The organism is Williamsia sp. z34, assembly GCF_059553395.1.
Map to the genome: position 1 here is coordinate 340,472 of NZ_JCANWW010000003.1, position 13,028 is coordinate 353,499.

Below are 13,028 nucleotides of genomic sequence, written 5' to 3' on the forward strand. Positions count from 1 at the left end.
CGGGAAGTCCGCTTCTGCGAGGACGGAACTCTGGTCAGCGGACCGAGGGCACCGGCAGGCTGTTCTCGCCTGCCGTGTTCACCTCGAGTTCAGGGCCGGCCGTGACGAACTTGGGGATGAACCAGGCGATCCCGAAGGCAAGGAGCGCGGCGGCACCGCCACAGGCCATGACGATGCGGAATGCGTTCTCGGTCGGAACGTCCGTCGACCCCAGGGTCATCGTCATCTGTGCCAGGATCACCCCGGCGATGGCGCTGGCGAAAGATGTTCCGAGAGAGCGCATCAACGTGTTGAAGCTGTTCGCCGCGCCGGTTTCGGTCGCCGGCACCGCACCCATGATCAGCGCCGGCATGGCGCCGTAGGCCAAACCGATGCCGAAGCCGATGATGATCGAGATGAGCACCATCTGCCAGACCGAGTGCATGAACATCACGCCGGTCCCGTAGGCGATGGCCACGGCGACCGCACCACACATCAGCGTGGTCTTGGGGCCTCGGGTGGTGGTGATGTGCGCGGACAGTGGAGAGACCAGCATCATCATCAACCCGGAGGGTGCCATCACGACGCCCGCGACCAGCATCGACTGTCCGAGGCCGTAGCCGGTGGCGGTCGGCAACTGCAAGACCTGCGGAAAGACCAGACTCATCGAGAACATGGCGAACCCCAGGACGATCGAGGCCATGTTGGTGAAGAGCACCTGGGGTCGGACACTGACCCGCAGATCGACCAGCGGGTGCCGTACCCGTAGTTCCCACCAGGCCCACAGGACAAAGGAAATCGCGGCCAGGATCGCCAGGCCGATGGTCGTCGGTGAGGTCCAACCCCAGTCGCCGCCCTTGGAGATCGCGAGCAGCATGGAGACCAGGGCGACCGACAGCGACAGTGCCCCACCGAAATCGAAGCGTCCTCCGGTTCGGATGTTCGTCTCGGGGACGACGATGATCACCAGCACGGCGGCGATGACACCGAGGGCGGCCCCGGTCCAGAACAGGACGTGCCAGTTGGAGAACTCGGCGATCAGGGCGGCGATGGGCAGACCCAGTGCGCTGCCGACGCCGAGAGATGAGCTCATGGTCGCGACGGCACCGGGAAGCTTCTTGACCGGCAGCATGTCGCGCATGACGCTGATGCCGAGGGGGATGACACCGGCCGCCATGCCCTGCAGTGACCGTCCCACGATGAGCGTGACGACATCGGCGGCCAGGGCGCTGACCATGGAACCGGCGATCAGGAGTGAGAAGCAGATCAGCAGTATGCGGCGTTTACCGAACATGTCGCCGAGACGGCCCATCATCGGGACGGAGACACCGGCGGCCAGGAGCGTGGCGGTGATCGCCCAGGCGGTGTTGGACGCCGACGCGTTCAACAGTCCCGGCAACAGGGGTATGACCGGAATGATCATGGTGTGCGTCAGGGCGGCGACCACCCCGGAGAACGCCAGGACAGCGACGATCGCCGTCGGTTTGGCATCGGTCTGCGGTTCGGGGCCGGAGCGTTCGGCGGTCGACATCGGCAGACTCCATCAGGCGCGCGTTCGAGTACATCAGTCAATTGACTTAGGTAAAACTAGATCCGGATTGTGGTTTAGTCAACTAACAGTCCTCGTACGTGACCTACGTCATCGATGCCCAAATTTGGACATTGTGAATCACTGCTAAAGCAGCTGATTGACCATGTGCCCGAATGGCGGTTGAATGGCCTCAGGAACAGGGCTCATCCTGTGGGTCCTGGTCTCCAATCACAACTCGGAAGTGAGTCGATGACTGCGACGGCTGGATCAAAATCGACGCGTGCAGCGGCGACGCGAGAGCTCATCCTCACCGCTGCCGAACGGCTCTTCGCCGAAGAGGGTGTCTTTGCGATTTCGAATCGTCAGGTGAGCGAGGCGGCGGGACAAGGCAACAATGCGGCCGTCGGCTATCACTTCGGTACCAAGACCGATCTGGTCCTGGCGATTGTCAACAAGCACTCGTTGCAGGTCGAGGAGGCCCGCGCGCGAATGTTGGAATCGACCGAGGGGTTGACCGACATCCGCGCGTGGATCTCGTGTCTGGTCCTGCCGTCGACCCAACACATGGCGCAGCTCGGGACCCCGAGCTGGTACGCCCGGTTCAACGCACAGGTGCAGACCGATCCGTCGCTCCGCGTGCTGGCGTACCAGGAGACCGAACGGGTCTCCCCGTCGCTGACCACCCTGGTACAGGGCCTTGGTTCGGCCGTCGAACATCTGCCGCCCGAGACCCGCAAGGCGCGCGCCACCATGGGCCGGCACCTGATGACCCACATGACCGCCGAACGCGAACTCCAGCTCGCCTCCGACGACAATGCCGATGCGGCGAGCTGGGACGATTTCGGAACAGAACTGATCGATGCGATCGCGGGTATCTGGAATGCACCTGTGACCCGCTGACCGCCTCACACGACACAGGCCGGCCACCCGATGACGGGTCGCCGGCCTGTGTTTTTGTGTCTGGATTACTTGGCGACCGGCCGATGGAATGCGGCCAGCTGCGCGCCGGCTGCCACCAGTCCGACGCCCGCGGCCAGGGCCGCACCCTGGTTCGGGCTGAGCTTGCCGTCCAACCCGAGGGCGCGGTCGACGCTGAAGCGGCCGGGTCCGATGGCCGCCAGGGCCACAGCGGCCGCAGCCAGGTTGGCGACGTACTCCCAGCCCTCAGAGGTGATGAAGAAACCGTTCGGCTGATGCACCGACCGGGCGGCCACCGCCATGGTGCCGACCACGGCGGCCGCGGCGAGCGGAGTGCCGGCTCCGGCGACGATCGCCGTTCCGGCCCCGACCTCCACCACGGCAGAGGCCTGCGCCTGCAGTTTTGGCTGACGGAAACCGATCGAACCGAACCAGCCGGCAGTGCCGTCCAGGCTGCGGCCGTGCTTGAGGCCATGGGCGATCATGGTCCCGCCGATGGCGGCACGAAGCAGCAACTGCACGGCGGTGTGGTCGGATTTCGGTGCGCGGAACAGGCTTGTCATCGGTGCGGGGACCCTTCGTTCGGTACGTGTGCGTCAAATCTCACTAATGAAGGGTGTACCACCTCGTCACACCTGGCGGCGCGGCGAGGGGCCGAACGCGCTGGTCCTACGGCAGCAGCGCGGCTCGGCCGACCGTGATCGTGACCGCTCCATCCTTCCGTGCCAAGGTGCCTGGTGACGGGGTCTGATCGAGGATCTTGCCGTCGTCGGAACTGCCCAGCGGGACGTTGCGCGGGACCGTCGTGACGGTGCCGCGTTCCCACCCGGCCGTCGTCAGCTGTGTCTCTGCCTGGGCGGCGGTACGTCCACGCAGATCGGGCACCACGTACATGTTGCCGCGACTGACCGTCACCTGGATGACGCTGCCCTCCTCGACCTCTTCACCGGCGTTCGGTGAAGTGCTGATGACCGTGCCCTGGGGCAGTTCGGAATCGGCCTCGATCGGTGAGATCTCCAGGTCCAGCTGCGTCAGGTTGGTCCGCGCCTGCTCCAGTCGCTGCCCGGTGAGGTCCGGCACGGTGACAAGGCGGGGACCGGTGCCGACCTGGATGGTGATCAGCGTGGTGACGGGCTGGGTGCTGCGGGCGGCCGGATTGGTGCCGACCACCTTGCCCGTGAGGTCGGCGGTGGAGTTGATCTCGACCGATCTGACGTTCCCGAACCCGAGATTGTTCAGTTCGGCGGTCGCCGCCTCGAGGGTGCGTCCCCGAAGATCGGGCACCTGCTGACGTTGCGGGCCGGCCGAGACGTACAGCGTGACCGTCGACCCCTTGTCGGCCGACACGCCCTCACCGGGTGTGGTCCGGGTCGGATTCCCTTCGGGCACGCTGTCGCTCGGTTCGTCCCGCTGATTGACGCGGAAGCCGAGTGTCTCCAGTTCGGCGCGCGCATCGGCGGCGGACATGTCCGTGACCCGTGGGATGGAGATCTGTGGCGTCTCATCCGACGCCCAGGGCTGGATCAACAGCAAGGTGACGGCCACGACCGCCAGTAACGCAAGTGCGCTCATCGCCGCATATTTCAGGGCCTTGCGGCTCTTCGGCGGCGGGTCGTCATCGTCGCGGCCATGTGAGCCGGTCGCGCCGACCCGGGCAACGCGGGCGCGCGGCCCGGTGTCGATCAGCGAGGTCCGGTCCTCGTCGCTCATCACCATCGGTGCACTCGGCTTGCCGCCGGCGAGCACCTTGATCAGATCCGACCGCATCTCGGCGGCCGACTGGTATCGGTTGGCCGGGTTCTTGCTCATGGCCTTGAGCACGATCGAGTCGAGTTCGGGTGGGATACCCGGACGCACCGCCGACGGGATGGGCGGATCCTCCCGGACGTGCTGGTACGCCACGGCCACGGGGGAGTCACCGGTGAACGGCGGCTCTCCGGTGAGCAGCTCGAAGAGCACACAGCCCAGCGAGTACACGTCGCTGCGGGCGTCGACACTCTCTCCGCGGGCTTGTTCCGGCGACAGGTACTGTGCGGTGCCGATGACCGCAGCCGTCTGGGTCATCGAGTTACCGGTGTCCGACATCGCGCGGGCGATACCGAAGTCCATCACCTTGACCGCGCCGGACTTGTCGATCATGATGTTCGCCGGCTTCACGTCGCGGTGGACGATGCCGTTCTGGTGCGAGAAGTGCAGGGCGGCAGCAACATCGGCGATCCAGGTCATCGCCTGGCGGGGACTGACATGGCCTTCGGCCCGCAGCACGTCGCGCAGGGTTTCGCCGTCGACGAACTCCATCACGATGAAGGGCAGGGGCCCCTCTGGTGTCTCGGCCTCGCCGGTGTCGAACACCGACACGATGGTCGGGTGATTCAGCGCCGCCGCGTTCTGCGCCTCCCGCCGGAAGCGGAGGTAGAAGGTGGGGTCGCGCGCGAGGTCGGCGCGCAGCACCTTGATCGCGACGTCGCGATGCAGCAGCAGGTCGCGGGCGAGGTGCACCTCGGACATGCCACCGAAACCGAGCGTCTCGCCCAGCTCATAGCGTTCTGAAACCTGCCTCGGGACAGCCATCAACCACCGTTCCCTGAATCAGGACGCGTGGTCGTGGTCGTGGACGCGTCGTCGTCTGGCTCGGAATCGCTCTCTTCACGGGCCGGCAACCCTGGGATCGAGATGGTCGGCAGGGTGAAGATCGGGCTTCGTTCCGTGGTCGTCGTGGTGGTCGGCTCCGGCGTGGTGGTGGTCGTGGTGTCCTCGGTGGTCGTCGTGGTGGTCGTGGTGGTGGTCCGCGTGGTGGTGGTGGTCGTTTCCTCGGTGGTCGGTGCCACCGTGGTGGTCGTCGTGGTCCGGGGCCGCGACGAACTCGGTGTCGGGGTGTCGGAGTCGTCGTTGGACGACATCAGCAGGAAACCGACCGCGATGAGCGCGCCGAGGAGCAGCAGCACGGCGACGGCAGCCAGCGCTTTCTGTCCGCCCGACCAGCCGTCCTGCGACCCGGGCGGCGGCGTTACCGGCCCATTCGGGGGCGGGGTGGCGCGAACGGCGCTGGTGGTGGCCGGCGGAGCCATTGCCGCGGTGGCGGGGCGGGACACGGCCGCTGCTGCCGCTGCCGACCCGGGCGGCGGTGGACGACGGCCGGCACGTACGGCTGCGACGGCGTTGGCGAACTCGCCGCCGTCGGCGTACCGCTGATGGGGGTCCTTGGCCATCGTGATCTCGATGAGTTCACGGACATTGGCAGGCAGATCCGTCGGCAGCGGGGGCGCTTCCTCGCGGATGTGCTTCATCGCCACGGTGATGGCGCCGTCCCCGAGGAACGGCCGACGACCGGAGATCGCCTCGTAGCCGACAACTCCGAGCGAGTACACGTCCGAGGCCGCGGTCGCGTCTTCACCGAGGGCCTGCTCGGGAGAGATGTACTGCGCGGTGCCCATCACCATGCCGGTCTGGGTGACCGGTGCGGCGTCGACGGCCTTGGCGATGCCGAAGTCGGTGATCTTCACCTGCCCGGTGGGGGTGATCAGGATGTTGCCGGGTTTGACGTCGCGGTGCACCAGGCCGGCATCGTGCGCGGCCTTGAGAGCCCGGCCGGTCTGCTCGAGCATGTCCAGGGCGTTGTGCAACGACAGGCGTCCGACGCGGGACAGCACCGCATTGAGCGGCTCACCGTTGACCAGTTCCATCACCAGGTAGGCGACGGACCCGGCACCCGGGTCCTGCGCCTCGCCGTAGTCGAAGACGTTGGCGATGCCCGGATGATTCAGCTGGGCGGTGGTGCGGGCCTCGGTGCGGAAACGCTCGAGGAACTCGGGGTCGTCGGAGAACTCTGCCTTGAGCACCTTCACGGCGACGCGCCGGCCCAGCCTGGTGTCCATGGTTTCCCACACCTGGCCCATACCGCCGGTCGCGATCAACCGCATCAGCCGATATCGGCCGGCGATGGTCGTCCCACCTTGCAAACTCACGCGGTCACCCTTCACCTACGAGCGCGTTGATGACCGCGCGCCCGATTGGAGCGGCCGAGGAGCCGCCCGTTGCCTGTAGTCCCCCGTCGCCGTTCTCGACGATCACCGCAACCGCGACCTTGGCATTGCTCGACGGCCCGAACGCGATGTACCAGGCGTACGGGGTCTCGTCGGCGCCCTGGGTGTCGGAGTGTTCGGCGGTGCCGGTCTTCGATGCGATCGGCACCGGTCCGCCGGCACCCGTGGTGTTGCGCTCGGAATCGATCATCATCTCGGTCAGCGTGGCCGCTGTCTGTGCGGAGATCGGTTCGTTGAGCGCGTTCGGTCGGGTGGTGTGCAGTGTCTTGAGGTCGGGAGCCTGGAGTTTATCCACGAGATACGGCTGCATGCGAACTCCACCGTTGGCGATCGTTGCCGCGATCATCGCATTCTGGATCGGGGTGAACCGGACATCACGCTGGCCGATGGAGCTCTGGCCGAGTGCGGCGAGGTCGGGGATCGGGCCGACGGTCGACTCGGCGACCGGGAGCGGCGTGTCGGGCAGCTTGGCGTCGACGCCGAAGGCATTGGCCTGCTTCTTGACCGTCTCGACCGGATTCTGCAGCTTCGAGGTCGACAGGTCGACGAACGCCGTGTTGCACGAATACTCCAGCGCCTGGTGCATCGTGACGGTGCCGCCACTGGAGGCGGGGCAGGTCTGGTTGCCGTAGTTGGTCAGCGAGGTCTGCGTGTTCGGCAGGACGATGCTGTTGTCGGCGGTCAGCCGGGTGCTCTCGTCGATGCCCTCCTCGAGCGCGGCTGCCGCGGTGATCACCTTGAACGTCGAACCGGGTGGGTAGGTCTCGTTCAGTGCGCGGTTCAGCATCGGCTGGTATCCGGTGGCATCGCCCGGATTCCACGCGGCCCAGGCGTCTTCCCGCACGGTCGCGTCGTGGCTGGCCAGCAGGTTCGGGTTGTAGCTGGGGGTGGAGACCATCGCCAGGATCGCGCCGGTGCTGGGATCGAGGGCGACCACGGCCCCGCGACAACCCCCGTTGCAGCCTGCCGACATCTGGTCGTAGGCGACCTGCTGAGCCCGCGGGTTGATGGTAGTGATCACGTTGCCGCCGCGCGGGTCGCGCCCGGAGAACATGTCGGCGAACCGTTGCCCGAACAGCCGGTCGTCGTTGCCGTTGAGGAATGAATCCTCGGCTTGTTCGAGACCGGAACTGCCGTACTGGAACGAGTAATAGCCGGTGACCGGCGCATATGCGTCTGCCCACGGGTTCGGGTAGGTGCGCAGGTACTGCAGTCGGTCGTCGGTGGGGACGGACTGGGCGATGACGTCGTTGCCCGCGGTGATCTGCCCCCGCTGGCGGGAGTACTCGTCGAGCAGCACCCGCTGGTTGCGGGGATCGGCGCGGAGGTCGTCGGCCTTGAAGACCTGGACATAGGTGGCGTTGATCAGCAGCGCGAGGATGATCACCATGACTGCCGTCACCACACGACGGATGGGGATGTTCATGGGCGTTTCACCATTTGCGTGGGTGCATCTGCGATCGGAGTCGGTTTCTTCTTGGTCGGGTCGGGTTCACGCGCGGCGTTGGACACGCGGAGCAGCAGCGCCACCAGGATGTAGTTCGCCAGCAGCGACGAACCGCCGTACGACATGAACGGCGTGGTCAGACCGGTCAGCGGAATCAGTTTGGTGACACCACCGACCACCACGAAGATCTGCATCACCAGGGTGAACGACAGGCCGGTGGCGAGCAGTTTGCCGAAGCTGTCGCGGACCATGATCCCGGTTCGCAGACCGCGGGTGATCAGGATGAGGAAGAGCATCAGGATCGCGGCCAGCCCGACCAGACCGAGTTCCTCGCCGATCGTCGCGATGATGAAGTCGGTGTTGGCGAACGGCACGATGTTCGGCCGGCCCGAACCGAGCCCGGTCCCGAAAACCCCGCCGGTGGCCAGGCCGAACAGTCCCTGGCCGACTTGATATCCCTGACCGTAGAAGTCGTTGAACGGGTCCTGCCAGATGCTGACCCGCACCTGCAGATGCGAGAACAGTTGGTAGGCGAAGATCGCCCCGAGCGAGAACAGACTGATGCCGATGATGAGCCAGCTGACCCGTTCGGTCGCCACGTAGAGCATCACCAACATCGTCGTGAAGACGAGCAGTGACGTGCCCAGGTCGCGCTCGAACGCGAGGACCCCGATCGAGATGACCCAGGCGGCCAGCAGCGGACCGAGGTCGCGGGCGCGGGGCAGGTCCATGCCGAGGAAATGCTTGCCCGCGGTGGTGAACAGGTCGCGCTTCGAGACGAGCAGGGACGCGGTGAAGATGATGATCAGGATCTTCGAGAACTCACCGGGCTGGATGTTGAACAGCGGCGTGCGGATCCAGATCTTGGAACCGTTGATCTCCGACATCGACGACGGCAGGATCGCCGGGATGGCCAGGAAGATCAGGCCACCCAGGCCGAGGATGTAGCTGTACCGCGACAACGTGCGGTGGTCGCGGATCAGGATCAGGACCGCGACGAACGCGATGATGCCCAAGATCGCCCACAGCACCTGCTGATCGGCGTCGTGGGTGCGGTCGATGGGACTGGCGGTCTCGCCGTTCTGTCCGGTGCCGAGGTCGAGGCGATGGATGATCACCAGGCCCAGCCCGTTCAGGGTCGCCACCAACGGCAGGATCACCGGGTCGGCGTACGGCGCGAACCGGCGGACCACCAGGTGCGCGAACCCGAAGAGCAGCATATAGGCGCCGATGTATTTGGCGATATCCCAAGTGACGCTTTGGGATTGGGCAACCTGCACCAGGATCAACGCGGCGAAGACGATGACGGTGGACAGGCCGAGCAGGGCGAGCTCGAAATTACGTCCGGTGTAGGGGCGGGCGGGCCCCGCTGCCGGTGGCTGTTGGGTGACGGCGGCCTGTGACATCAGCGGCCCCGACAGTTCCCCGGCGGTGTTGCCGGTGTCGTCGACAGCGGCGGCATCGTGCCGGCCGTGCCGGATTGCGGAGCGACGGTGGAGGGTGCGGTCGACTCACCGGGCCGCGGTGAACCGGTTTGCGGCGCCGGTGTCTGTGGTTGCGGGGTGACCGCTTCGGTGGAGGCCGATGCTTCTTCCGGGCACAACGGCAGCAGGTTGTCCATCAGGGCGCGGACCTGTGCTTCGGCGTCCCCGAGTGACACCGGGTCGCGGCCGTCGAGGGAGGCCGGCGCCGTGCCGGTCAGGTCGGAGACCTCCAGGGGCACGCAGTCGTCGGGCCGGTTGTCGTAATCGGCCAGGGTGACTGTGGGGTTGTCGGTGTCCATGTCATGGGTGCAGGTGATCTTGCTCAGCTCGTGCAGACTCATCCCGAGGACCGAGCCCTGCAGTCCCCGGTAGACCACGACCTGACTGTCGGATTGGCCCACATAGTAGTTCGAGCGGACGATCGCCCGGCCGATGAACAGTCCGCCGATCAGCAGGGCGATGATCGCCACGGCGATGCCGGCCAGGATCCATTTACGACGGGGGTGCGCCGGGCGCGGCGCGGGGTCGGGGGTGCCGATCGTCGGGCGACGCGGGGACTGCGCGGGCGGGCGCAACGCCGCTGCCCGTCCGGCCGAGGTGCTCGGATCGGGGACGTACTCCTGGTCGTCGCCACCGGCGGCGCCACCGACGATCGGCCGGCTCTCGCCGTAGTCGACGTCGACGACATCGGCGACGACCACGGTGACGTTGTCGGGACCGCCGCCGCGCAGCGCGAGTTCGATGAGCCGATCCGCGCACTCGCGGTGGTTCTCGACCGACGACATGGTGTCCCGGATCGTCTCTTCGCTGACCACGTCGGACAGGCCGTCGCTGCAGAGCAGATAACGGTCGCCGGCCCGGGCTTCGCGCACGGTCAGCGTCGGTTCGACCTCGGTGCCGGTCAGGGCCCGCATGATCAGTGAGCGTTGTGGATGCGTGTGGGCTTCCTCGGCCGTGATCCGGCCTTCTTCGACGAGGGTCTGCACAAACGTGTCGTCGCGGGTGATCTGGGTGAGCTGGCCGTCGCGTAGCAGATACCCGCGGGAATCACCGATGTGGCAGAGCCCCAGCCGGGAGCCGGCGAACAGGATCGCGGTCAGTGTGGTCCCCATGCCGTCGAGCTCGGGGGCCTCGGCGACCTGGTCGGCGATCGCCTGATTGCCGCGCCTGGTGGCGGCGTCGAGTTTGGCGAGCAGGTCCCCACCGGGCTCGTCGTCGTCGAGGGGACGCAGCGCCTGGATCACCAGCTGGCTGGCGACCTCACCGGCCGCGTGACCGCCCATGCCGTCGGCGAGGGCGAGTAGTCGGGCACCGGCGTAAACCGAATCTTCGTTGTTGGCGCGGACCAGGCCACGGTCGCTCCGCGCGATATAGCGCAAAACCAGTGTCACGGGCGCAACTCAATCACGGTTTTGCCCACGCGTACCGGAGTTGCGAGGGGCACCCGCACGGCGGTGGTCACTTTTGACCGGTCGAGGTACGTGCCGTTGGTGGATCCGAGGTCTTCGACGTACCAGTCGTCGCCGCGGCGGATCAGGCGTGCGTGACGCTCGGAGGCGTATTCGTCGGTGAGGACGAGGGTGGAGTCGTCGGCCCGTCCGAGCAGGACGGGCTGGGTGCCCAGCGTGATGCGGGTGTTGGCCAGAGCACCATGGGTGACCACCAGATATCGGGCGGCGCCTTTGACCCGGGCAGGGGAGCCCTGGGTGCGCCGTTCGAACCGGGTCGGCGGTCGTTGGCCCGTCGCGGCATAGACATCGCTGCGGATCACCCGGAGGACAGCCCAGATCATCAGCCACAACAGCAGCAGGAAACCGACACGCGTCAGCTGCAGCACTATGCCTTGCACGTTTTCTCACCTCCTGGGCCAGCCATCAAAGTCCAATGCATCTTATGGCCCAGTGGCCTCTATGTAGGTAGTCGGACGTGCCAACGCGCGAAGAAAGTGGGTCGGGTCATGACGGGATCGGTGGCCGGAGCCCCCGCGCCCGTCGGGTGATGCGGCTACTGGAAGCGAACGGTGATGTCCGAATGCCCGACGCGGATGCGGTCGCCGTCGGCCAGTTCCCAGCTGCTGACCTGGACATCGTTGACCGTGGTGCCGTTGGTGGAGTTCAGGTCGTTGAGCAACGCGCTCGACCCGTCCCACCGGATTTCCACGTGTCGACGCGAGACGCCGGTGTCCGGGAGCCGGAACTGGGCGTCCTGTCCGCGGCCGATGACATTGGAACCGTTACGCAATTGAAAGGTGCGGTTGCTGCCGTCTTCGAGCAGCAAGGTGATGGAGCTGGGCGCATACCCGGCCTGCGGTGCGTAACCCTGTCCGGCGTAGCCGCCCTGCTGATCCGGAGCCGGGTAGCCCTGCTGGTCCCCGTAGCCCTGGTCGTAGCCGCCCTGCTGGTAACCCTGGTCGTATCCGGGCTGTGCGTAGCCGCCCTGCTGACCGTAGGCGGGCTGCTGGGCGTAGCCGCCCTGCTGGAACCCTTGGTCGTAGGCGGGCTGCTGTGGGTAGCCCTGGTCATATCCCTGGTCGTAGCCGCGCTGGTCGTATCCCTGCTGGTCCGGTGCACCGGCACCGGGCTGTTCGGCGGGGTAGCCCTGGTCGTAACCGCCCTGCGGGTAGCCCTGGTCGTAGCCGGGCTGCTGTGCGGCGTAGCCACCCTGGTCATAGCCGGGCTGCTGGGCATAGCCGCCGCCCTGCTGGTAGCCCTGGTCGTAGCCGCGCTGGTCATAACCCTGCGGGTCGTAACCTTCCTGGCGGCTGTACGCCGGGGCATCGGCGTTCTGGTCATCGGGCTGATAGGGCTGCTGACCGTAACCGGGAGGTGGATAGGAGCCCTGTTCGTAACCTCCGCGCTGGTCGTATCCGGAGTTCTTGGTCATGGGAACGGCTCCTACTTGTGGGATTCGGTTTGGTCCTGCGGGTTGCGGCCCAGCCTGTGGACGGGGCGGGGGCGGCCCGGGTGGGCCTACCTGTTGGTCACCCGGTGAGGGTACGGGCATCGGGCGGGCATCGGGGTTGACAGCACCGCGTGCCCGGAATTGACCCGTGTGCAAGGTGGGCGACTGGGCGAACTCGACAACCACTTCGCCGTACGTCTGCCACCCGTTGTCCCGGATGAAGTTCTCGAGGTGCTTGGAGAAGGTCTTGCGATTGAGCTCGTACTCGGCCGCCATCTCCTGATGGTCCGTCGAACTGACCACCAGGGTGTAGGCGTTGGGGGCCAGTTTGCTGCCGTCCCCGAGGTCTTCGAGACGGTCTTCGGCCTCGCGAAAAAGCGCGTTCTCGACCTCTTGAGGTGCTACTTTGCCGCCGAAGACCCGGGCGAAGCCGTCATCTACCGCACCTTCGAGCTTGCGTTCGATTCTTTGCAGAATCCCCATCACCGACGACCTCCTTCCGCAATGTCAGCGTGTCGGCGTGCCAATCGTGCTTTTTGATGATAGCGACTCAACTGTCGCATGGGCACTCCAGGGAGAACATCTGCACCGTCCGCCACAGATGCCCCATGTTTGTCCCTCAATACTGCCGTCATCTCGACGCGATGTCGCGGGCGCGTGGTGCGGGCGAGTCGACACCGCGAGATTCGCGCAGGTCATGGACTTTTTGGCGGCGCCGGGGTCAC

At 66.3% G+C, this 13,028-nt stretch carries 10 protein-coding genes; 1 reads left to right on the forward strand and 9 read right to left on the reverse strand.

What is annotated here, in order from left to right; all coding sequences use genetic code 11:
• Positions 1 to 34: 34 nt before the first annotated feature.
• Entirely contained in the window at positions 35 to 1,510 is a 1,476-nt protein-coding gene (locus tag AC51GT_RS10320; protein ID WP_496328689.1) for an MFS transporter, read from the reverse strand.
• Positions 1,511 to 1,759: 249 nt separating this feature from the next.
• Here AC51GT_RS10320 and AC51GT_RS10325 point away from each other — a divergent pair, with 249 nt between their 5' ends.
• Positions 1,760 to 2,410, forward strand: coding sequence for a TetR/AcrR family transcriptional regulator (locus AC51GT_RS10325; RefSeq protein WP_496324403.1), 651 nt, complete (start codon positions 1,760 to 1,762; stop codon positions 2,408 to 2,410).
• Positions 2,411 to 2,475: 65 nt separating this feature from the next.
• Here the strand turns inward: AC51GT_RS10325 and AC51GT_RS10330 are convergent, their stop codons facing one another.
• From AC51GT_RS10330 to AC51GT_RS10365, 8 genes are all read right to left on the reverse strand, one after another.
• On the reverse strand, positions 2,476 to 2,991 hold the full coding sequence (locus tag AC51GT_RS10330) for a DoxX family protein (protein ID WP_496324404.1): 516 nt from the start codon (positions 2,989 to 2,991) through the stop codon (positions 2,476 to 2,478).
• Positions 2,992 to 3,097: 106 nt separating this feature from the next.
• Positions 3,098 to 4,999, reverse strand: a complete 1,902-nt coding sequence (gene pknB / locus AC51GT_RS10335) for a Stk1 family PASTA domain-containing Ser/Thr kinase (RefSeq protein WP_496328690.1) — start codon at positions 4,997 to 4,999, stop codon at positions 3,098 to 3,100.
• Positions 4,999 to 6,393, reverse strand: a complete 1,395-nt coding sequence (locus AC51GT_RS10340) for a protein kinase domain-containing protein (RefSeq protein ID WP_496324406.1) — start codon at positions 6,391 to 6,393, stop codon at positions 4,999 to 5,001. Before AC51GT_RS10340 ends, pknB begins: the two co-directional genes overlap by 1 nt.
• Positions 6,394 to 6,397: 4 nt before the next feature.
• Positions 6,398 to 7,897, reverse strand: coding sequence for a peptidoglycan D,D-transpeptidase FtsI family protein (locus tag AC51GT_RS10345; protein WP_496324407.1), 1,500 nt, complete (start codon positions 7,895 to 7,897; stop codon positions 6,398 to 6,400).
• Positions 7,894 to 9,324 carry an FtsW/RodA/SpoVE family cell cycle protein gene (locus tag AC51GT_RS10350; protein WP_496328691.1) on the reverse strand — a complete coding sequence of 477 codons (1,431 nt, stop codon included), beginning with the start codon at positions 9,322 to 9,324 and terminating at the stop codon, positions 7,894 to 7,896. Before AC51GT_RS10350 ends, AC51GT_RS10345 begins: the two co-directional genes overlap by 4 nt.
• Complete coding sequence (locus tag AC51GT_RS10355) at positions 9,324 to 10,793, reverse strand: PP2C family protein-serine/threonine phosphatase (RefSeq protein ID WP_496328692.1); 1,470 nt, start codon at positions 10,791 to 10,793, stop codon at positions 9,324 to 9,326. Before AC51GT_RS10355 ends, AC51GT_RS10350 begins: the two co-directional genes overlap by 1 nt.
• Positions 10,790 to 11,251, reverse strand: coding sequence for an FHA domain-containing protein FhaB/FipA (locus AC51GT_RS10360; RefSeq protein WP_495513842.1), 462 nt, complete (start codon positions 11,249 to 11,251; stop codon positions 10,790 to 10,792). The genes AC51GT_RS10355 and AC51GT_RS10360 overlap by 4 nt, the downstream gene beginning before the upstream one ends.
• 155 nt (positions 11,252 to 11,406) lie before the next feature.
• On the reverse strand, positions 11,407 to 12,786 hold the full coding sequence (locus tag AC51GT_RS10365; protein ID WP_496324410.1) for an FHA domain-containing protein: 1,380 nt from the start codon (positions 12,784 to 12,786) through the stop codon (positions 11,407 to 11,409).
• Between the last annotated feature and the right edge of the window lie 242 nt (positions 12,787 to 13,028).

Bases quoted from the DNA above. Each gene is read 5' to 3' on its own strand.
- AC51GT_RS10325 (WP_496324403.1), top strand. From the start codon at position 1,760: ATGACTGCGACGGCTGGATCAAAATCGACGCGTGCAGCGGCGACGCGA.
- pknB (WP_496328690.1), bottom strand. From the start codon at position 4,999: ATGGCTGTCCCGAGGCAGGTTTCAGAACGCTATGAGCTGGGCGAGACG.
- AC51GT_RS10350 (WP_496328691.1), bottom strand. From the start codon at position 9,324: ATGTCACAGGCCGCCGTCACCCAACAGCCACCGGCAGCGGGGCCCGCC.
- AC51GT_RS10345 (WP_496324407.1), bottom strand. From the start codon at position 7,897: ATGAACATCCCCATCCGTCGTGTGGTGACGGCAGTCATGGTGATCATC.
- AC51GT_RS10365 (WP_496324410.1), bottom strand. From the start codon at position 12,786: ATGGGGATTCTGCAAAGAATCGAACGCAAGCTCGAAGGTGCGGTAGAT.
- AC51GT_RS10320 (WP_496328689.1), bottom strand. From the start codon at position 1,510: ATGTCGACCGCCGAACGCTCCGGCCCCGAACCGCAGACCGATGCCAAA.
- AC51GT_RS10330 (WP_496324404.1), bottom strand. From the start codon at position 2,991: ATGACAAGCCTGTTCCGCGCACCGAAATCCGACCACACCGCCGTGCAG.